Annotated in this window: 14 protein-coding genes and 1 tRNA gene; 7 read left to right on the top strand and 8 right to left on the bottom strand. The window is 62.6% G+C overall.

The genetic code is table 11. The features are described from left to right. Positions 1-54: 54 nt before the first annotated feature. The 5 genes from LCW13_RS02380 to LCW13_RS02405 form a co-directional block, all read right to left on the bottom strand. Positions 55-2,772, bottom strand: coding sequence for a GNAT family N-acetyltransferase (locus LCW13_RS02380; RefSeq protein WP_052384473.1), 2,718 nt, complete (start codon positions 2,770-2,772; stop codon positions 55-57). Then, positions 2,769-4,355: a lysine N(6)-hydroxylase/L-ornithine N(5)-oxygenase family protein gene (locus LCW13_RS02390; protein ID WP_064503259.1), complete on the bottom strand. Its 1,587-nt coding sequence runs from the start codon at positions 4,353-4,355 to the stop codon at positions 2,769-2,771. Before LCW13_RS02390 ends, LCW13_RS02380 begins: the two co-directional genes overlap by 4 nt. Continuing rightward, positions 4,348-5,982 carry a pyridoxal phosphate-dependent decarboxylase family protein gene (locus tag LCW13_RS02395; RefSeq protein WP_225347503.1) on the bottom strand — a complete coding sequence of 545 codons (1,635 nt, stop codon included), beginning with the start codon at positions 5,980-5,982 and terminating at the stop codon, positions 4,348-4,350. Before LCW13_RS02395 ends, LCW13_RS02390 begins: the two co-directional genes overlap by 8 nt. 444 nt (positions 5,983-6,426) lie before the next feature. Beyond that, positions 6,427-8,559, bottom strand: a complete 2,133-nt coding sequence (locus LCW13_RS02400) for a TonB-dependent siderophore receptor (RefSeq protein ID WP_084589336.1) — start codon at positions 8,557-8,559, stop codon at positions 6,427-6,429. Positions 8,560-8,836: 277 nt separating this feature from the next. Next, positions 8,837-9,541 carry a hypothetical protein gene (locus LCW13_RS02405; protein WP_043333134.1) on the bottom strand — a complete coding sequence of 235 codons (705 nt, stop codon included), beginning with the start codon at positions 9,539-9,541 and terminating at the stop codon, positions 8,837-8,839. A 208-nt stretch (positions 9,542-9,749) separates the two neighbouring features. On the opposite strand from LCW13_RS02405, the gene LCW13_RS02410 reads away from it, so the two are divergent. Further along, positions 9,750-9,826 (top strand) — tRNA-Ile (locus LCW13_RS02410). Positions 9,827-10,087: 261 nt separating this feature from the next. Here LCW13_RS02410 and LCW13_RS02415 read toward each other — a convergent pair. After that, positions 10,088-10,645: a PRC-barrel domain-containing protein gene (locus tag LCW13_RS02415; RefSeq protein ID WP_052384472.1), complete on the bottom strand. Its 558-nt coding sequence runs from the start codon at positions 10,643-10,645 to the stop codon at positions 10,088-10,090. Positions 10,646-11,367: 722 nt separating this feature from the next. Here LCW13_RS02415 and LCW13_RS02420 point away from each other — a divergent pair. The 3 genes from LCW13_RS02420 to LCW13_RS02430 all read left to right on the top strand — a co-directional run bounded on the left by LCW13_RS02420 (position 11,368) and on the right by LCW13_RS02430 (position 13,151). After that, a complete protein-coding gene (locus LCW13_RS02420; RefSeq protein WP_153635092.1) occupies positions 11,368-11,730 on the top strand; it encodes a hypothetical protein in 363 nt (120 codons plus the stop codon). 642 nt (positions 11,731-12,372) lie between these two features. Beyond that, complete coding sequence (locus tag LCW13_RS02425) at positions 12,373-12,687, top strand: hypothetical protein (protein ID WP_043333132.1); 315 nt, start codon at positions 12,373-12,375, stop codon at positions 12,685-12,687. 236 nt (positions 12,688-12,923) lie between these two features. Further along, entirely contained in the window at positions 12,924-13,151 is a 228-nt protein-coding gene (locus LCW13_RS02430; RefSeq protein WP_043333131.1) for a hypothetical protein, read from the top strand. Between the two features lie 132 nt (positions 13,152-13,283). On the opposite strand, the gene LCW13_RS02435 is transcribed toward LCW13_RS02430, so the two are convergent. Next, entirely contained in the window at positions 13,284-14,897 is a 1,614-nt protein-coding gene (locus LCW13_RS02435) for a peptidoglycan DD-metalloendopeptidase family protein (protein WP_225347504.1), read from the bottom strand. Positions 14,898-15,406: 509 nt separating this feature from the next. Here LCW13_RS02435 and LCW13_RS02440 point away from each other — a divergent pair. Continuing rightward, positions 15,407-16,312, top strand: coding sequence for a LysR family transcriptional regulator (locus LCW13_RS02440; protein ID WP_225347505.1), 906 nt, complete (start codon positions 15,407-15,409; stop codon positions 16,310-16,312). A 155-nt stretch (positions 16,313-16,467) separates the two neighbouring features. Beyond that, positions 16,468-17,478, top strand: coding sequence for a glutathione S-transferase family protein (locus tag LCW13_RS02445; protein ID WP_225347506.1), 1,011 nt, complete (start codon positions 16,468-16,470; stop codon positions 17,476-17,478). Positions 17,479-17,564: 86 nt separating this feature from the next. On the opposite strand, the gene LCW13_RS02450 is transcribed toward LCW13_RS02445, so the two are convergent. Further along, the gene (locus LCW13_RS02450; RefSeq protein WP_084589335.1) at positions 17,565-18,086 is read right to left on the bottom strand and encodes a YaiI/YqxD family protein; all 522 of its coding nucleotides are present in this window, start codon (positions 18,084-18,086) and stop codon (positions 17,565-17,567) included. A 591-nt stretch (positions 18,087-18,677) separates the two neighbouring features. Between LCW13_RS02450 and LCW13_RS02455 the strand changes: the two genes are divergently transcribed. Continuing rightward, complete coding sequence (locus tag LCW13_RS02455; protein ID WP_043333127.1) at positions 18,678-20,384, top strand: DEAD/DEAH box helicase; 1,707 nt, start codon at positions 18,678-18,680, stop codon at positions 20,382-20,384. Positions 20,385-20,418: the final 34 nt, after the last annotated feature.

A 20,418-nucleotide genomic window follows, 5' to 3' on the forward strand; every position in this document is an offset into this window, starting at 1 on the left:
AGTTAGCTGTTCTTGGCTGACGGGCCGTAGCTGACGGGTCATGGCGATCACCGCCTAGCGGCGGGCGAAGGCCGCGATGGGGTTATCCAGCTCGCCCTTGAGCTGCAGGGCGCCGGACGGATCGGTGAGATCGACCATCTGCTGGTTGTTGCGCAGCTGCAGGCGGTTGAGGCACGACAGCGTGAAGCGCGGCGCGAACAGGTCATGACGCGCGAACTTGTCGGCCATCTCCGGATGGGCATCCTGGTAGTCATGGATACAGGCCGCGACGCGAGACCAGAAGGCCTCTTCCGTCATCACCTGCTCGCGCACCAGCAGCGGTACCGCGAAGCGGAAGATGCAGTCGAAGACATCGGTGAGCAGCGACAGGATACGGATCGGTTCCGGCACCTCGACCACCAGACGCTCGACCCCTGCCGGCAGTTCGAGTGCGCGCGTCTCCTCGGTGGCGAACAGCGCCGCTTCCTCGGCGATGTCCTTCATCAGCGCACCACACGGCACGCCATCGCGCAGACGCATGATCAGGTTCTCGCCGTGCGGCATGAACACCAGGTCGTGCTTGAAGTAGCAGTGCAGCAGCGGCGTCATGTAAGCCGTCAGCCACTTGTCGATCCACGCTTCGGCGCCGATGCCGGAGCGCTCGATCAGCGCCGGCAGCAAGGCCTTTTCATCGTTGTCGACATGCAGCAGCGCGGCCATGGTCATCAGGCGCTCGCCCTCGTCCTTGACGTCTTCCGGGCTCTCGCGCCACAGGCTGGCCAGCATCTTGCGATAGCCGACGGCTGCCGGGTCCGCGTCTTCCAGCACATCATCGCGATAGCCGATGGCCGCGACTTCACGCAGCAGGCGGAAGCCCCACTTCTCGAAGGACGGGTCCGAATCGATCAGGCCCTGCAGCCACTGATTGATGACCGGAGTGGCACGCATGTAATAGGGCGACAGGCCGCGCATGAAGCCCATGTTGAGGATCGACAGCGCCACCTTCACATAGCGACGGTTCGGCTGATTGCGGTTGTAGAGCGTGCGGATCGACTGCTGCGCCTGATAGCGGTCCTCCCCCAGGCCGAGACAGACGATGTGCTGACTGGCGATCTCTGCGGCGAAGGTGATCGCCAGCTTGTGGCTCCACTGCCACGGATGCACCGGCATCATCAGGTAGTCGGCGGGCGCAAGGCCCTTCTCGGTCAACTGCTGTTCCAGGCGTGCCAGCTCGGCTTCACCCAGCTCTTCCTCGAGCAGACGGCGCGGATCGAGACCATCCACGGCCGAGTAATGGGCGTTGTCGCGATGCACGGCGATCCACACCAGCGAGAACGGCTGCGCGGCTTCCGGCGCGTAGGCGCGATAGTCCAGCGCATCGAAGCCCATGCGGCCATTGTTGGCGACGAAGCACGGATGGCCTTCGCTCATCGCCGATTCCAGGGTCTGGAAGGAGGCACCTGCCAGCACGCGGGCGGACTGATTCTCGCGCACGGCGCGCTGCATCTTCCAGGCGCTGGAGGCAAGCGTGGCGCTGACCTCCTCGAGATAGACCGGCAGCAGACGCGGCGGAATCTCCAGCACGTCATTGAGTTCCAGAATCAGCTCACGCGCGTCCAGCGGCAGGGCGTTGCCGTCGGCATCCAGACGCTGGATGGAGGCGGCATCGATCAGCCAGTGATCGAGCTGGAAACGGCGCGCCACAAAGCGATATTCCGCCGCGCGGCGGCTGACCGGCGGCGTGTCGCTGACCTGCGCTGCCAGCGGCAGGCGGAAGTGATGCCAGTTGTCATGGCTCTGGCAGGCGGTGCGGGTGCCGCAGCCATCGGCGCATTGCGGGTGGATCAGACGCTCGTGGCTGAACTCGGCCAGCGCCTTGCGCACCAGCAGGCGATTGGCCTGCTGCCAGTCCGGGCCGGTGAGGTGCTGGCTGGCCGCGGCCGGGTTGGCGGTCACGCCGCGGTCCAGACGCGGGCTGCGAGTGGCCAGGGCGGCGCGGAAGTCCTGCGGGGTGCAGAAGCACAGGCGCGCCGGCTTGCCGTCGAGATCCAGCGGGCCATGATCGACGAAGCCCACCGCGGCATTCAGCGGATGAATGGCGCGATTGCGGCTGTCCGGCTCCACCACCACACGGGTCACGGGACGGACTGCATCTTTCCCTTCATCGGCATGCTCATCGCGGAACTGGCCGGCGAAGATCATCGCCATGATCGATTCGATCACCGCCCGCGAGAAGCCGCTGATGGGGGCCTGGTCCTCGCTGCGCGGCGCGACGAGGAAGTGCATGCCGAAGTCGCCGGGCTGCACACTGTAATGCTTGCCGAGCGGGTCGTGCGCCGGGTCATAGAGCTCAACCAGAAAGGCCGGCTTGTCGTTGTAGAAACCGACCCAGCCCTGGGCGTGCTGGCTTTCTTCCAGGCCCTGGTAGAAGTCGTACTTGGTGGTGATGAGGTCATCACTCATGCCCCAGAAGCTGGCGCGTTCGCCGCTGGTCCACTCATCCACCATCGCCATGTCGGCGGCAAGGTCGAGCGGGCGTAGCGCGAATTCGGCGCGCTCGCTCGTGCTGTCATCCTTTGGCTTGCGCAGGCGTGCCTGGGCTTGCTCCAGCTCCACCGCGCGGCGGGTGAAGCGCGTTCCCGGTGCCGGGCTGAGCAGATCGAGCGGTGCCGGCGCGGCGAGTGAGGTCGTCCCGAACAGCTGCTGTGAGGGTGTCGCTGCACTGTGAGAACTTGCCGCACTGCTGGACTGTTCGGCGCTTGCGGCGCTGGTGATGTCGACTGGCATGTTCATGCGGTGGTCTCCCGGTGTTGCGGTGCAGCGGTGTGAGTCGTATCGGCCTGGGTGTCAGAGACGGTGCCGGCAGAAGAGAGGCCGGTAGAAGAGCTTTCGGTAGAGGATGGGCCGGCGTGAATATCCGTCTCGCCGTAGGGCAGGTGTGCGGCGGGCAGCGGTGTGAAGCCATTGCCACAGCCCTTTTCAGAGCCGGGCGCGCCGAAGCTCTGGAAGGCGATGCGGCGCTCGATGGTATAGACCTCACGACCGGTGATGGCGCGCAGGATGCAGCTGTTGCGATAGCAGGCCATGCCCAGGTCAGGCGCGGCCAGCGAGTGGGTATGCAGCTCGGCATTCTGGACGAAGATCTCGCCGGCGAACGGTGATTGATCGCCCTCGTTGCCGTCAGCATCCGCGGTGCTTTGCGTGTCGACGGCGTAGAAGCGACCGACGGCGTAGCGGCCTTCCTCGTCACGACGAATGCGCGATTCGATGCTGCGCAGGAAGGGCGGTGCCACGTAGTGATAGCCCGTGGCCAGCACCACGGCGCTGGTGTCATGACGCCAGGCCTGCTGCTGTTCGCGCTGATAGAGCCCCAGCGTGAAGTCGCCGTCGGTCTCTTGCTTGTTCAGCGAGGTCAGTTCGGTATTGGTCATCAGGGTGGTGGGCACCACGCCTTGCAGCTGCTTGGCATAGAGGGTGTCGTAGATCTCGTCGATCAGCTCGAGATTGATGCCCTTGTAGAGGCCCTTCTGGGTCGCCAGCAGGGTGTTGCGCTGCTCACGCGGCAGGGCGTGGAAGTAATCGATGTAATCCGGCGAGGTCATCTCCAGCGTCAGCTTGCCGTATTCCAGCGGGAAGAAGCGCGGCGAGCGCGTGATCCAGTTGAGCTGGTAGCTGTGCTGGTCGATCTCGCGCAGCAGGTCGAGATAGATCTCGGCGGCGCTCTGGCCGGAACCGATGATGGTGATGGCCGGCTGGGAGGTCAGCTCCTCCTTGCGCGCCAGATAGTGGGCGTTGTGGCACACGCGGCTGCCCGCGACCGGCACCACGTCACGCACGGCATCGGCGGCTTTCGGCAGATAGGGCTGGGTGCCGGTGCCCAGCACCAGCTTGCGTGCGCGATAGGCGAAGGCTTCGCCGGTGCTGGGGCGAGTGCCGCGCACGACATAGATGTCGCCGACATGCTGGATGTCCTGGACGTCGTGATCGAAGCGCAGGCTGGTCAGCTCGCGCGCCGCCCACTGGCAGTACTGGTTGTACTCGCGACGCAGCAGGAAGAAGTCTTCGCGGATGTAGAAGTTGTAGAGCTTGTCATGCAGCTTCAGATAGTTGAGGAAGCTGAAGTGGCTGGTCGGGTCGGCCAGCGAGACCATGTCCGCCATGAAGGGCGTCTGCATGCTGGCATCTTCCAGCAGCATGCCCGGGTGCCAGTCGAACGCGGCCTTGCGCTCGAGGAAGACGCCCTGGACGTCTTCCAGCGGCTCGCTCAGGCAGGCAAGGCTGAGGTTGAAGGGGCCGATGCCGATGGCAACGAAGTCCAGCACATCATCGCGCGCTTCCAGAGTGTCTGTGACGTGAGGGTTCGAGGTGTCATGCATGACGGCTTTCCTTGGCTTCTGTGGTGTGACTGCGACGGCTGGCGGCCGGAATGTCGGCCAGTGGTGCGCCATGGTTCGGCTGGGCGGTGGTGCTGACGGCCAGATGATGCGCCTTGACCAGCGCCTGGCCGTGCTGACGGATCAACTCGACCACGGCGGCCAGGTCTTCCTGGCGCGTTTCCGGGTTCAGGAGAGTGAACTTCAGGTACTGACGGCCGGAGACCTTGGTGGCGGCGACGATGGCTTCACCGCTGCGTGACAGGCGCTTGCGGATCTCGCGGTTCAAGGCGTCCCACTGCTCGGCGCTGAGGGTCTCTTCACTGGCGTCATGGAAGCGGAATACCAGGGTGCTGAGCTCCGGCGCCTGGACGACATCGATGTCCGGCGCCGCCTCGAGCAGCTGGTAGCCCTCGCGGGTGAGGTCGATCACGCAATCGAGCATGTCGCCGAGGGCATCGGCGCCCATCAGGCGCAGTGTCATCCACAGCTTCAGGGCGTCGAAACGGCGCGTGGTCTGCAGACTCTTGTTGACCTGATCCGGCGTGCCTTCGCGGGCCTGAAGCTCCGGGTTGAGGTAGTCGGCGTGATAGGTGACGTGGCGCAGCTGGGTGCGATCACGTACCACACAGGCACTGCAGCTGACCGGCTGGAAGAAGGTCTTGTGGTAATCGATGGTGACGGAGTCGGCCATCTCGGTGCCCTTGAGCCAGTGACCATGACGACGAGAAGTGATCAGGCCGCCGCCATAGGCGCCATCGACATGGAACCAGATACCGCGGGCGTGGCACTCACGGCCGATGGCCTGCAGCGGGTCGATGCTGCCGAAATCGGTGGTACCGGCAGTGGCGACCACGGCCATCGGGATCAGGCCTTCGGCGCGGGCGTTGTCGAGGGCGTCACGCAGGGCCACGGGGTCCATGCGGCGGCGCTCATCCACGGCGACCGGGATGACGGCGTTGTGGCCGAGGCCGAGCAGGGCACAGGCCTTCTGCAGACTGAAATGGCTGATGCCGGAGGCGAAGACGCGCAGGCGTCCGGCTTCCGGCGGCAGGCCGTGGGTCTGGTTGCCGGGATGGTTGGGCAGCTTCTCGCAGACCGCATCACGGGCCAGCAGCAGTGCCATCAGGTTGGATTGGGTGCCGCCGCTGGTGAAGATGCCATCGGCGGTCGGGCCCAGGCCCAGGCGCTCGGTGGTCCAGTCGATCAGGCGCTGCTCGATCAGGGTGCCGCCGGCGCTCTGGTCCCAGGTGTCGAGTGAGGAATTGATCGCGCCCAGCAGGCTCTCGGCCCATACACCGGGCAGCACGACCGGGCAGTTGAGGTGCGCGATGTAGCGGGGATGATGGAAGTAGACGGCATCCTTGAGGTAGAGCGACTTGAGCTCCTCCAGACCGGCTTCGAGGTTCTCGAGGGGCGTCTCGAGATCGAGGTCGGCAAAGGCCGGACGCAGGGCCTCCGGGGTGATGCCACTGAACGGCTTTTGAACACTGTCGAGCTGTTCAGCCACCAGCTGGCTGATGCGGTCCATGCCTGTCTGCCAGGCATCCATGTTGGCAGGCGAGAACAGGGCGGCGCGCGGCGAGCTGGACAGTGAGCGCGCACAGGCGTCGGTCTGGGCGTCAGACACGGAGGATCCTGCGGCAGCGCCGTAGGTGGCGGCGGAATCTTGAAGGCTGTGCATTACATAACCTTATGCGAATGTTCGCAGATAAAGACTTGGAAGAGACTCGCAGCCAGCTGGGACAGATGGCTCAGGTGCGAGGACCAGTCAGGACATTCATCAAGTGCCGCGTTTGCGGTCGTTGTTGTTGGTGAAGCTGTTGGCAAAGCCGTCGGCGTGGTCAGTCACGTCTGCCGTGGGCATCGGCAGAGTGAGTCGTCACCGAGCACCCCTGTGTCGGGCAAGCTCGGTGGCCGGCAATCCCGGTGGCCGGCATCCCCGGTGTCATGTGCTGGACACGCCAGAGCTATCAGACGATGAGTGGTTCAGGGCGATGGTACCGGCGACATCCTTGCCGCCGGCGGGTCGTGCGGGTCGATTCAGAATCGACGGACTGCGGAGTTTTCGAAATCAGAAATCATAGGTCAGTGTCGCGGTCATGCTGCGCTCGGCACCGTAGTAGCAGAAGCTGGTGTTGTAGCAGGACGCGATGTATTCCTTGTCGAACAGGTTGCTGACGTTGAGCTGCACGCTGGTGCCGCTCCAGCCGATCTGGCTCAGGTCGTAGCCGACCAGGGCATCGACCAGCGCGTAGTTCGGCACCTTCTCGGTGTTCTCGGAATCCGCCCACATGTCGGCGTAGTAGCGCACGCCGAGGCCGGCATTCAGTCCCGTGAGCGGGCCTTCATTGAAGGCGTAGTCACCCCAGACGCTGACCTGGTGCTTGGGCACCTGGTTGGCATCGTTGCCTTCGGTGCCATCTTCCGCCTTGGCATAGGTCACGTCGGTGTAGCTGTAACCGGCCTGCAGCGCGAAGTCGCGGGTCACCTGAGTGCGGGCTTCCAGCTCCAGGCCCTGGGACTCGATCTCGCCGTAGGCGGTGTAGTAGCTGTCTTCCGGGTCCTTGGAGGCGACGTTTTCCTGATTGATGCGGAACAGCGAGACGCTGTACTGATCACGCGTGCCGTTGGGCTGGTACTTCATGCCGACTTCGACCTGCTCGCCGGTGGTCGGGTCGAGCAGGTCGCCGTCTTCATCGGTGTAGGAGTTCGGCGAGAAGGACGTGGAGTAGCTGACATAGGGCGAGATGCCGTTGTCGAAGCCGTAGATCAGGCCGATGCGGCCGCTCATCTCGTTGTCGTTCAGCTCACTGGTGGTGTTGTAGTCACGATCGGTGTTCTTGATGTTGACCCAGTCCTGACGCAGGCCGGCGGCCAGGTTCCAGCGACCCCAGCTGATCTGGTCCTGCAGGTAGACACCAGTCTGGTCCAGTTCACGCTTCTGGTTCTCGGTGGCATAGATGGAGACATCGGCATCGCTGCTGCTGGAGACATCCAGCGTGCTGGCGGTGCCGTATTCCCAGTCCACGTCATTGGTGCGCGTCTGATAGTCGGCGCCGAACAGCAGGGTGTGATCGAAGGCGCCGGTGGAGAAGCGGCTCTCCAGCTGGTTGTCGACGGTCCAGGCGCGCAGGCTTTCTTCGCCACCGGAGTAGTAGCGGGTCAGCTCGGTGTCCGAGGCCCAGCCATAGGCGTAGACCTGCTCGAGGTCCACATCGGAGCGCAGATAGCGGAATTTCTGGCGTGCGGTGACAGCGTCGTTGAAGCGGTGCTCGAAATCGTAACCAAGCATGCGTTCGGTGCGATCGAACTCTTCGTAGTCCTCGTCACCTTCGTAGAAGTCGTTGCCGAGCTTGGTGCCGTTGTAGCTGACCACCGTGCCTTCATAGGGCAGGCCGGAGTGGTAACCGCCTTCCGGGTCCTTCTGGAAGTAGCCCATCAGGGTGACGGTGGTGTCGTCGGTGACGTCCATGGTGATCTGCGGCGAGAAGGCGTAACGCTCTTCCTCGACGGAGTCGACCTGGGTGTCCTCGGCACTGGCGAGGCCGGTCAGGCGATAGGCGATGCGCTGCTCGTCATCCAGCGGGCCGGTGAGGTCGAATGCAGCACTGCGTTCGTTGTCGTCGCCGACGGTGAAGCGGACCTGGCCGGAGTCCTGGAACTCGGGGCGCTTGGACTGCATCGCGACCAGGCCACCCGGCGAGGAGCGACCGTAGAGGACGGAAGACGGCCCTTTCACCACCTCGATGCTGTCGAGGAAGTAGGGGTCGATGGTCATCGAGCTGTAGGAACCCGAGTCGCCCATCAGCTTCAGGCCATCCAGGAAGGTGTTGCTGACACTGCCATCGGAGAAGCCACGCAGCACCAGATAGTCATAGCGGTTGGAGGCACCGATCTGGTTGGTGAAGACGCCCGGCGTGTAGTCCGCTGCACGCTGGACTGTCTCGGCTGCGCGCTTGTCGATATCGTCGCGCGTGATGGTGGAGACGGCCTGTGGGGTTTCCAGGTAGCCGGTGTCGGTCTTGGTAGCCGCTGTGGTGGTCACCGTCATGGTGTCGAGGGTCTCGTCCTGAGACTCACGGTGGTCGGCCGCCATGGCCTGACCGGCGAAGGGCAGGCCAAGGCCAATCGCCAGTGCCAGAGGGTGCCTGGGCAGGGTCATCAGCAGGGAGCGAGTGGCTTTATGTGCGGCGGAGTCTTTCATGAGCGCGGTGTTCCATCCGGAATGATTTATATAGGAATGATTCTTGTTCGTCGTTCTCTCCTGTGGGTAGACGTTCAGATGACAGCTTTCTGAACCATGAATGAGAATTATTTTTATCATTCTCTTATGTCGTGGTGTCATGAGGGCTGACCATCGCCGTCATGCGCGCTCTCGCTGGCTGGCGCAGGCCGTTATCCTCGGCTGCTACCGACACAAAAAAACCGCCCCGTGGGGCGGTTCTGATGACGCGATGCGCAGGCTCGCGCTGTGCTGAAGGTTACTGGTCGACCATCTCGCCCTGCAGCGTGACGGGAATGTCGCCTACCAGCTTGCCGTAGCCCAGCAGGTTGAGCAGGGTGCTGCCGACCTGATTCCTGGCTACTTCTGCACTGTCCAGTGAGATGGGGTCGGCGTTGATGAAGGTCAGGTGGGTGGCATCCTGACGGGTGACCTCCAGCGGCAGGGTCTCGCGGTGGGTGCGGTTGCCATCGGTGGCCGAGAAGGGCACCTGCATGCGCGTCGTCTGGCCGGGCTCCAGAGCCGCGATGGCCAGCGGGTCAAGATTCAGGGTCAGCGTGGCCAGGCGCATCTGACTGACGCCGGACAGCCACGGCGGCAGCTCGCCGACCTTGTCGAGCAGATCGGTCTGGCCGACGCTCAAGGGAATGCTCATCTTGCCGTCATCTCCCACGGTGCCGCTCAGGCCATTGAGGTGATGCACGTGCTCCACATTGCCCTGGCTGCCCTGCGCGGTCAGTGTCGCGGTGGCGCCGCTGCTGTCGGGCACCAGCTGCCAGGCGGCCTGTGTCGGCAGGCTGACACCGATACCGCTCATGGCGAAGGCCAGTGCCGCGGCCTTGATCGGGGCACCGAAGCGGCTTTTGGCGGCTGTGGCGGTGAGGCGGCTGGCGGGTTTGCCGGTCGAGCGACGCGCAAGCGTGCGACTCAGGGCGCGGGTCCAGCGAGAGAAAGGCAATGACATGTCATGACTCCTGATGGCCAGGGGCTTGATCGGGCGAGGCCCGCCATGAGCGCCTGGAAAAGATTCGATGCTGCAGATGGGACATTGGACAGGCGGCGGCTCCAAGGGTTCGCGACACTCGTCGCAGCCGGGAGGGGAGAATCGCTATGTTGTTGAGTTTTCGGGCTTTCCCGAGGCTCATGCTTTCGCTATCATATGCGCGCTGCATGGGCCCATAGCTCAGTTGGTTAGAGCACTCGACTCATAATCGATTGGTCGCAGGTTCAAGTCCTGCTGGGCCCACCATGCATGCATGCCAGTGGGGGTCATTCAGCTGATGCTCAAAAGCTTCAGTGCCCCCACAAGTCGCCAATGGCGGCTTTTTTTGTGCCTGCCATTCCGGCCTTTCTTGCTGTTCTTTCTTTCCCTTCTTTCCCCCACCAGTGCATCAATGGCGTGATTTCTCGTGGTCCTGAACCACGAACGCCCCATGCCGTGGGGCATGAGGCGTTTTCCTCTGCATTGCCGCGGATCATCCGGTTCGGGTGATCTCTTGCAGGGTCGCTATCACTGAGTCTCTTCTTCCATTTCCTGCTCAGTGTCATTGGCGGCACCGCTGATGGCGTTGCCGGCGGTGGTCAGCGCATTGGCGGTCGCCTGACGAGTGTCCTGCCAGGCACTGGCAGCGGTGTTCTTGGTTTCATCCCAGGCCGCTGCGGCGCTCTTGCGCGTGTCCTGCCACCAGTCGGTGGTGTAGTTCGGCTGCTGCTCGAACTCGCTCACATCCATGTCGAGGTGGATGCGGTATTCCAGGGCATCCAGATCATCGCCCTGTTCGGTCTCGAGGGTGAACTTGCCCGTTTCCACGACGTACTGGTTCTCGTCCAGCCCCATGGAGTCATCGCTTTCGACGACCAGAGCGGCGACCTGCATGTTGTCGTCGAGCAGGATGTCCTCGACTTCACCGATCACGTTGTTGTCATCGTTCTGCAGGTAGACGTCGGCATCCATCAGCTCATCTGCGGAGTAGAGCCCCTGCGGACTGGCCATGGCCATGCTGGTAGTGGACAGCAGCGTGGTCGCGGTGATCGCACCCAGAATCTGTTTGCGGTTCATATTGCTCATGCCGTACTCCTTGCGTGTTGAATCGGTACTTCTGGTCCGGTCCCTCAAGCGCTTCCTTCTCGCTCGTGGCGCAAATGATTCGCCAGAACCATGACCCTACCCACTGAGATCCTGACGAGACCGACAAGTTTCAAGGGGGGGGGGAAGAAAAACTTGTACGAGAATTTCTCTGTCTGTCACATGCAAGGTGTAAAGGGGCAATGTCGTCGTGCCAAGAGAGTGGGCTTTCTGGTGCTCCATAACTGTCGCGAACAGGCCGCCCGCAAGCGCTCTGTCAGCAGGGCTCTGACGAAGGGTTCGAGTAGAGGGGCGAGCAGAGAGATGAGGTGCTGAAGGATTGCATGGATACCAAGGCCCGCGCCGTTCAAGGCAAGAAGTCGAGATGATGCACGTGGATATGTCGCAATCAGTGCGCGTTCAAGGCTTTTTCTGCTCTCTGATTGGCTGCCTGGCGAGTGGAACAAGCTGTTTTTGCACTTCATAAGAGGCTTTTTTGTAGCGAAATGTTACACGGTTCTGGCGGGGCGCTCTCGTGCTACAGCGGGCGCATGGGGAGAGGTAAACGCTTGATCAGCGCACACGAAAACGCCTGCCAATGCGTCTACATTAGCTATACAGATACGTTCTGATACGCGTTAAAACTTGTACAAGGTTTTGGAAGTGTCTAACTTTGCAACTGTCGAAGCACGGCGGGGCAGGCAGGAGATCACCCTGATACAACATTGATGGAGCCGCAGAGCCGCTTTTTCAATCCCTTGTCAGGTTGCCGCAAGTTTTTACATCGTCATGCCGCCCGCTCCACCGGTTTCGAGCACAAGGTTTTCATCATGGATCCAATGGAGGGCATCGAGATGAACACAGTACGTAAGGTTCCCATGGAGTGTTCACGCTGTGGCAGCAACCGGGTTCACCTCGAAGATTCCCCGGCAGATGATGACATCGTCAGTTGTGCAGAATGTGATGAGTTTCTGGGTGTCTGGTTCATGTTGCGTGATCGCCTTGAAGTCAGTGCCCGCAAGCGAGCTGCGATTGACCCGGCCCTGATGGCGCAGAAGGTGGTCCAGCAGCTGGACGCCTCGGCCTGAAGCAAGCGCATGTAAGGCCAGTGTTCGCCAGTGCGTGTGAGGGCGCACAAGAATTTTTACCTCAGTGCCAGTCGGATTCGCTGTTTCGCCCTGGTCGCGGGCTTGTTGCCCGGGGCAGCGAAACTGAATTTATGGCACTGCAGGTGGAGTCGAGATTTCCGTGATACCGCTGACGACTGTTCAGCGTCCTGGTCGACCTGCGGCGAGCCGCGTTGCTTCCGCGATAGGTCCTGTTCTGCCTGAGAGTGTTTTCCCGGCCTTTGGTCGGGATTTTTTTGGCTTCAAGCCCATGAATACCCGTCTGACGCCCGTTTGAATAACGGTGCGGCGGACACCCCCTGATCTGGTATGCGTTTGATCTGCGTCATTCGCGAGGTGTTATCAGACTGTAAGATAGTGCTGTCAGACTCTTGCCGGTCGCGCTGCCATGAAGTGTGTTCCGCGCTCTGCGCGATACCTTCCGCAGCCGTGAGCGCAGAGACTGACCAGCGATAAAATTGTGGCATCTAACCGAAAGTGCAATGGAGTCTGTCGCTATCTGTCTCCATCATGCGCACGCAAACCGAGCCACGTCTTGATGTTTTCTGTACTGAGAATCTGGTCATGACATCGTCATCTTTTGCGTCGAAAAGGAGTTCGCGCATGTTTACCCCATCAGTCCCGACCCGTAATGGCCCTCAGTGTCCCGAATGCAACGAAGCGCTGGATTGGCCTGCCCGTGATCTGCCGGATGATCACATCCTCAAGTGCCCGAACGGCCATGCGTTGTGTTCGATGGGCGATTTTCGCCTGGCGGCACGTGAGATGGCGCTGCAGGAAGAGTTCCGCCTGACGCGTGATGGCGCCAGGTCACACGGCCAGCACCGTGTGCCGGAGCGCCCCGTCGCACGCATGTCCAACACCGCAAGCCACGGCACCAGCCATGAGTCGCTTGCCGGCAGCATCAGCGCCGCGTGACATCTGTCTGTTCGCGCCTGCCCCTCAAGCCCCGGCCACCGTGCCGGGGCTTTGCGTCTGAGCGTAGTGCCGGGCAGTGCCTGGGCGAGGTAGCTCGGTGAGGTATCTCGAGCCGAAAGACGAGCGACTCCCCGCCAGCGGGGTTGCATGCCGTGTGAGTGGCCCCATGTCTTGGGGAGACGCCAATCGACCAGCCTCAAGGCGAGCGGCTCAGACACCGAACAGGAGAATGCTTCATGTCAGATCTTTCCGAGGAACTGCGTATTCCCAAGCCGTGCCCGGACTGTGGCAGCCAGCGAGTCCGCGTCTCGCAGGTCCACAATCCCGACGACAAGGTGTTCTGTGCATCCTGCGGTACCTACGTCTGCCTATATGCCGATGTGGCCAGGATGCGAGAGGAGGGCGCGAGCAGCGAAGCGGAAGAGCTGCTGGAGCAGGCCTCCAACAAGGGCATGAAGAAGTGACCTGATCTCTGGCCGAGACACCGACAAAAGAAAAGGCCCCCCACCGTGAGGTGAGGGGCCTTTTCTTTTGTCGGGCACATTTCATGTCAGGCGCAGGCCCTATTGCTTGCGAGCCCGCGCCTGGGGTCGCGTCTAGCTCTCGTCACCCTGGCTCGGGGTAGAGGCCTTGGCGATGGCGCCAGTGTTGTCGGCGGCTTCCAGCTTGGCCAGCATGTTCTCTGACTGACGCTTGAAGTTGGCGAGCGCCTTGCCGGACAGAGACTTGTTGTTCGGCAGCTGAACGCGCATGGCATCGACCTGGCGGTTGTTGACCATCACCTCATAGTGCAGGTGCGGGCCGGTGGAGCGGCCGGTGTTGCCTGACAGGGCGATCTTCTCACCCATGGTCACGCGCTCGCCTTTCTTGACCAGCGGGCGTGACAGGTGCAGATAACGGGTCTTGTAGCCGTTGTCCATGCGCAGCACCAGATAGCGACCGGCCAGCGGGTGGTTGCCGACCAGCTCGACGACGCCATCCGCGGTGGAAAGCACCGGCGTGCCGATGCGCACCGCGAAGTCAGTGCCCTTGTGCGGGCTGATGCGTCCGGTCACCGGATGGCGACGGCTGAGGTTGAACGGCGAGCTGATGCGCGCCTTGTGCGCCAGCGGATAGCGATTGAAGGCCGGGTCGAGGCCCTTACCGTCGGGGGTGTAGTAGCGGCCATCGCTGCTGTTGCGCACCACGGTCAGTGACTTGCGAGAACCTTCATAGCGTGCGGCGAGGATGCGGGAATCCATGCTGGTGCCGTCGATCATGTCGGACTCGACCAGCACCTGGAACCTGTCACCCTTGCGCGTATCGCGACGGAAATCGATCTTCTTGCCCAGCACCTGGGTCAGCTGGCTGACTTCCGCGACGCCCAGGCCAGTGGCTTCCGCTGACAGGGAGAAGCTGCCACTGACCGTACCGGCGAACATGCGCTGAGTGGCCTGGGTCGCCTTCTCGATCTTGGCGACATTGAAGCTTTCACCGCCGGCCTCACGCTTGACCATGAAGCCGCGACGCGCATCCTTCATGATGCGCAACGCCAGCAGGTTGCCGTCTTCATCCAGCTTGTAATCGAAGCTGTCGCCGATGCGCCAATGGGTCAGCACGCGCTTGTCAGGCAGCGCCTTGAGGATGCGCGTGGTCTCGCTGTAGCCAAGGCCCAGCGAGCGCTCCGCCATCACGGCGAAGGTATCGCCGGCCTGCACGGTATAGGTCTGCCACTCGGGCACATAGACTTCCTCGGCCGCCAGCTCGGTCTGCAGCGTCGGGCTTTCGCCGAGCTCGACCGGGTCGACGGAGAGGTCGTCATAGGAGGTGCCGCCGGCCTGTTCGTCGGTCGCGGTGCCGATGACGGCTTCTGCCGTCTTCACTGCCGCCGGCGCCAGTGCCACGATCGGGCCTGCCGTCTGGCTGTCGGGATGATAGTTGGCATCCGTCAGCAGCGTCGGCATGTCGAAATCGATGGCGACGATCTCGCTGGGCGTCAGCGCTGCCAGCGGAATGTCACCGGAGGTCGAGCTGGTCGCCGTCTGATTGGCGAGCTGCGCCGGGCTCAGGGGAGACTGAGTGTCATCGGCGGCAGCAATCGCCAGCGGCAGCTTGGCCGGGGTGCTGGAATTTGCACTGGCCAGGTCGATGGCGATGGACTGTGAGGCCGTAGAGACATCAGGAGCATCGAATGTTTCGAGAAGCTTGTGAGCACCCAGCACGGTAACCATGGTGGCAACAGGTAAAAGAAGATACTTGTGCGCGCGAGGGAGCGAATGAAGGATTCGCAGCATATGTGACCGATAAAGTTATGTGAAATGAAAAGATGGCAACAATGAGGCATTCGAACCTTAACCAAGGTTCCCATCGTTCGATAGGCTGGACGCATGTCCAGTATGAGTAATTCAACCCTGTTTAGATCATTGACGGCGCAATTGGCGGTACCGGCAACATGAGGTCTGGCGAAAATAGCGCCATTTTTGCTTAGGAAACGCTGTTCAGGCAGTAAATCCTGCTTGGTGTTAAATTTTGTAAAGTTACGCAAAATAGCGTATTTGGCCTCCTGCATTTCAGAGGATGCCGTCCTGATGTCCGAGGATTGCGACCAGATGTCGGGAGTCTGACAGCACAGAATGCTCTTTTGCTCCCGTCGGGTTGCAGTATCAGGTGTCTGGTTTTTTGCGTCTGGCATGTCAGGATTGCCCCGTGCATTTCCGTACGTTCTGCAAGAGGAATCCCGATGTCGTCACGCGTGACACTGGCTCAGTGGCAGATGCTGGCCGCCGTGGTGGACCACGGCAGCTTCGCGCGCGCGGCGGCCGCGATCCACAAGAGCCCCTCGACCCTGAATCATGCCGTGCATCGCCTCGAGGCCTTGCTGGGCGTGCAGGTGCTGGAGCCGGTAGGGCGCAATGTCCGGCTGACCGAGGCGGGTGAATTGCTGCTGCGCCGGGCGCGTCAGCTGATCGAGAATGCGCGGGCACTCGAGGATGTGGCCGATGCGTTGTCGGCGGGCATGGAGAGCGAGATCGCCATCGCGGTGGATCAGCTGTTTCCGCCGGATGTGCTGGCACGGGCGCTGGAAGCCTTCTCGACGGCCTACCCTCAGGTGCGTGTCCAGCTGCACGAGACGACGCTGACCGGCGGGCGCGAGCTGTTCGAGGAGAAGGAAGCGGACCTGTTGATCAGCGGTCTGATGCTGGATGGCCATCTCGGCACCCCGTTGCTGCGTGAAACCTTCATCGCCGTGGCGGCGCCGGGGCACCCGCTGCACGCCCTCGGGCGGCCGCTGGATCTGCGTGATCTCGTGCAGCATCGCCAGCTGGTGGTACGCGACAGCAGTCGTTCCAGCGGCATGGATGCCGGCTGGCTCAAGGCCGAGGCGCGCTGGACGGTGAGCCACCTGGCCACGTCAGTCGATCTTGCCGAACGCGGACTGGGCTTCGCCTGGCTGCCCCGTTCCCGCATGTGCGAGGCTCTGGCCCGGGGGCGGCTGCTGCCACTGCCGCTGGCCAATGGCGGCGAGCGCGAAGTGTCGCTGATGCTCTATCTGCCGGACGATGATCGCGCGGGCCCCGCCGTCCGGGCGATGAAGGCGCAGCTGCACGCTGCCGTCGAGCAGGAGGCAAGCGAGCGACGCTCCTGAAAGCGTATAGGGTCTGAAAAGCGTGAGGGCTTGAGAAGAGCGCGTGACGTGATCGTTCGAGAAACTCGATCGTTGCCACGCAGTGAATTCGCTTGCGCTGTCGCGCTCGACTCTTAGGCTGGGGGCATCCCTCAGCCATATAAGGAGCGTGCAAGATGGGCTTACTGGTCGACGGCAAGTGGCAGGATCGCTGGTATGACACCGATAGCACCGGCGGTGAATTCAAGCGCGAGAGTGCGCGGCTCAGGGATTGGGTCGTGGCGCCCGATGCCCCGCTCGAAGGGCCGCAGGGACAAGCGGCCGTGCCCGCCAGTGCGGACCGCTTCCATCTCTACGTCTCGCTGGCCTGCCCGTGGGCGCATCGTGCGCTGATCATGCGCTCTCTCAAGGGGCTCAAGCCGCTGGTCGGCATGTCCTACACCAGCCCCTTGATGCTCGAACATGGCTGGAGCTATCTCGAGGAAGAAGGCTCCAGCGGTGATCCGATCAATGGCGTGCGGTATCACCATCAGCTCTACACCCTGACCGACCCGCACTACACCGGCCGTGTCACCGTGCCGGCGTTGTGGGACAAGCAGACCGGTCGCATCGTCAACAACGAGTCGGCGGAGCTGGTGCGCATCTTCAATGACGCCTTCGATTCGCTGACCGGCAATGATCTGGACTTCTATCCCGAAGACCTGCGCGGCGAGATCGATGCCATCAATGCCGAGGTCTATGACAAGGTCAACAATGGCGTCTACAAGACCGGCTTCGCCACGCGGCAGGAGGTCTACGAGCGTCACTTCACGGCACTGTTCGAGTGCCTGGATTCACTGGAGCGCCGGCTGGCCGACTCGCGCTATCTCACCGGTGAATGGCTGACCGAAGCCGACATCCGCCTGTTCACCACCCTGATCCGCTTCGATGTCGTCTACTTCGGGCACTTCAAGTGCAATCAGCGCCGTATCGCCGACTATCCCAATCTCTCGCACTATCTGCGCGAGCTGTATCAGTGGCCTGGCATCGCCGAGACCTGCGATCTTGCGCATATCAAGACCCACTATTACGCCAGTCAGCAGACCATCAATCCCACCGCTATCGTGCCGCTCGGCCCGAGCCTGGCGCTCGATGCTTCCCATGACCGCGAGCGTCTGCCGGGCCAGGGCATTCGTCGTCACGCCTGAGGTATTGAAGTGTGAGCTGATCGCGCCCGAGTTGATGGCGCCTGAGTTGATGGCGCCCGAGTTGATGACGAGCAGCGGTGGTTGGGTCAGGCGCGCGGTGTTGGGCGTCTGATCTTGGCCAGCCAGCGGTCCAGTGCATTGCCGAAGTCGCGTTGCTCGCGCTGGCCATAGGCGGAGGGGCCGCCGGTGTGCTCGCCGCTGGAGCGCATGCTCTCCATGAAGTCGCGCATCTGCACCTTGGCGCGAATGTTGTTGCTGTCCAGCGCTTCGCCGCGGGTCGTCATCACCAGCGCGCCTTTCTCGATCGCCTCCAGCGCCAGCGGCAGGTCGGAGGTGATCACCATGTCGCCGGGGTGGGCGCGCTCGACGATCAACTGATCGGCAGCATCGGCCCCTTGTGGGACCGACAGCGCCTTGACGTGCATCGAGCGCGGCAGCGGCACCTGATGATTGGCGACGAACCAGGTGGGGGTCGCAGTGCGTTCCGCCGCGCGCACCAGGATGTCGCGCGCGGCGCGCGGACAGGCATCGGCGTCGACCCACAGCGTGGTGACATGCTCGGCGGGATGTTGTGGGGAGGGGGCGTCATGGTCTTGCGCGTCAGTCATGCAGGCTCCTGTCAGGTGGCTGTTCAGCGAGTCGTGATGGCAGGGCGCATGCCTGCCCGAGGGCGGCCGGCCTGCGACCAAGGTCAAAAGAAAGGATGCAGAATGCGTGAGAGGCTGCTAGAATGCCAGCTCCTCGCATGTAGTGACCCACCATCCTGAGTAGCCGAGCCCGACGTGATCGCCGTTTCTTGTGGCCATCAGCCGGTATTTCGCGCCTCCCGGACCGCGTGGCGTAGCTTGCCCCAGCCATCCGTGACCCCTCGATTCGATCGATGTCCGGCCGCCGCGATGCAAGACCCGTCCCTGTCCACAGTGTGCATGATGGAGCGCCCCGAGACTCTGAGTAGAAGAGCCTCTGGTTGCTGTACGGTCGCCGCAGCGTTGTGCCTGAAAGTGGAATTGCGTCCACCTTCAGAGCAACCCGGGCCCGTCCATGCCAAGACGTCCAGCACTCGTACGTTTTTTCTGATGATGCCAGCGCCTCGTGCCTGACTGCATCGCCAGACGGAGCCCTTACGCTTCGTGTCGGTTCAACCCGACCCATTCTTCAGCTGCAAGCCTTACTTGTAGCCATTTAGGTGTGAGATATACATGACCACGACTTCCGTCGTCGATCGCTTCAGCGATCTTGCCCTGCTGCCTGCCGTCCTGACCTCTCTCGAGAAGCTGGGCTACGAAACTCCGTCCCCGATCCAGGCTCAGACCATCCCGAGTCTGCTCGAAGGCCGTGACATGATCGGCCAGGCACAGACGGGTACCGGCAAGACCGCTGCCTTTGCACTCCCGCTGTTGACCCGTCTGGACCTCGACCGCCGTGAACCGCAGGTTCTCGTGCTGGCCCCGACCCGTGAGCTGGCCCAACAGGTCGCCGTCAACTTCACACGTTACGGTCAGTTCATGCGTGGCCTGGAAGTGGCCACTCTCTGCGGTGGTCAGGACTACCGCGAGCAGATGCGTAGCCTCAAGAGCGGCGCGCAGATTGTCGTCGGCACCCCGGGTCGTGTCATCGACCACCTGGACCGCAAGAGCCTGAACCTGAACGGCCTGAAAGCCCTCGTGCTGGATGAAGCCGATGAGATGCTGCGCATGGGCTTCATCGATGACGTCAAGCGCGTCGTCGCCGATACCCCGAAGGAAGCGCAGCGCGTCTTCTTCTCCGCGACGCTGCCGACCGAGATCGAGCGTATCGTCAACCGCTACCTGGTTGATCCGGTCAAGGTTGCCATCAAGTCCGAATCGCGTACCGCTTCCACCATCGAACAGATGATGGTGCGTGTCGAAGGCGGCGCCAAGCTCGAAGCGCTGTCCCGTCTGCTGGAAGTCGAGACCGTCGATGCGGCCATCGTCTTCGTGCGTACTCGTGCCGCCTGTACCACTGTCGTCGAACAGCTGATCGCTCGCGGTATCTCCGCGGCAGCGCTGTCCGGTGATCTGGACCAGTCCCTGCGCGAGCGCACCGTGACTCGCCTGAAGCGTGGCAAGGTCGACGTGCTGGTCGCGACCGACGTCGCCGCTCGTGGTCTGGACGTGGCGCGTATCACCCACGTCTTCAACTACGACCTGCCGGGTGACAGCGAATCCTTCGTCCACCGTACTGGCCGTACTGGCCGTGCTGGTCGTGAAGGTCGCGCCATCACCTTCGTCAGCGGTCGCGAAATGCGCAAGGTTCGCTGGATGGAGCAGGCCCTGGGCCAGCGCATCACTGAACGCCAGCTGCCGAGCGAAGAAGAGATCCGTGGTCACCGTGACGCCGCCTTCCGTGCTCGCGTCGTCGAAGCCCTGGGCAGCAGCTCCAACGGTCACCGCGCTCTGGTCCAGAGCCTGGTCGAAGAAGGTCACGATCCGGTCGAGCTGGCCGCTGTCTTCGTCAAGATGGCTCGCGCCGAAGAGACGCCGATCCAGTCTCTGCCGAAGCCGGGTGCGCGTCGCAACGAGCGTTCCGAGCGCGGTGAGCGCACCGAGCGTCCGGAACGCGGTGAGCGTCGCAACTCCGCGCCGGTCGCGCGTGAAGGCATGAAGCTCTACCGTGTGGCCGTCGGCCACCGTGACGGCGTCAAGCCGGGCCAGCTGGTTGGCGCTCTCGCCAACGAAGGCGGCATCGAAGGTTCACGCATCGGTCGCATCGACATCCGCAACACCCACAGTGTCGTGGAACTGCCGAGCGGTCTGCCGACCAGCATCGTGTCCAAGATGGCGCGTGCTCGCGTCGCTGGCCGTCCGCTGGAACTGGCAGAAGACGGTGCGGGCGCTCGTCCGCAGCGCCGTGAAGGTGGCAACGACGACCGTCGTCGCGCCTGATCAGGCCTGAGTCGGGCCGGCACTGATCGCAGTG

The sequence above is a fragment of the Cobetia amphilecti genome, from assembly GCF_020217465.1.
In the GTDB taxonomy this organism is placed as follows: Bacteria; Pseudomonadota; Gammaproteobacteria; order Pseudomonadales; family Halomonadaceae; genus Cobetia; species Cobetia amphilecti.

Coding starts and splice junctions, on each gene's coding strand:
- LCW13_RS02425 (WP_043333132.1), top strand. CDS start 12,373: ATGTTTACCCCATCAGTCCCGACCCGTAATGGCCCTCAGTGTCCCGAA.
- LCW13_RS02455 (WP_043333127.1), top strand. CDS start 18,678: ATGACCACGACTTCCGTCGTCGATCGCTTCAGCGATCTTGCCCTGCTG.
- LCW13_RS02405 (WP_043333134.1), bottom strand. CDS start 9,541: ATGTCATTGCCTTTCTCTCGCTGGACCCGCGCCCTGAGTCGCACGCTT.
- LCW13_RS02440 (WP_225347505.1), top strand. CDS start 15,407: ATGTCGTCACGCGTGACACTGGCTCAGTGGCAGATGCTGGCCGCCGTG.
- LCW13_RS02400 (WP_084589336.1), bottom strand. CDS start 8,559: ATGAAAGACTCCGCCGCACATAAAGCCACTCGCTCCCTGCTGATGACC.
- LCW13_RS02415 (WP_052384472.1), bottom strand. CDS start 10,645: ATGAGCAATATGAACCGCAAACAGATTCTGGGTGCGATCACCGCGACC.
- LCW13_RS02430 (WP_043333131.1), top strand. CDS start 12,924: ATGTCAGATCTTTCCGAGGAACTGCGTATTCCCAAGCCGTGCCCGGAC.
- LCW13_RS02435 (WP_225347504.1), bottom strand. CDS start 14,897: ATGGTTACCGTGCTGGGTGCTCACAAGCTTCTCGAAACATTCGATGCT.
- LCW13_RS02390 (WP_064503259.1), bottom strand. CDS start 4,355: ATGCATGACACCTCGAACCCTCACGTCACAGACACTCTGGAAGCGCGC.
- LCW13_RS02380 (WP_052384473.1), bottom strand. CDS start 2,772: ATGAACATGCCAGTCGACATCACCAGCGCCGCAAGCGCCGAACAGTCC.
- LCW13_RS02450 (WP_084589335.1), bottom strand. CDS start 18,086: ATGACTGACGCGCAAGACCATGACGCCCCCTCCCCACAACATCCCGCC.
- LCW13_RS02445 (WP_225347506.1), top strand. CDS start 16,468: ATGGGCTTACTGGTCGACGGCAAGTGGCAGGATCGCTGGTATGACACC.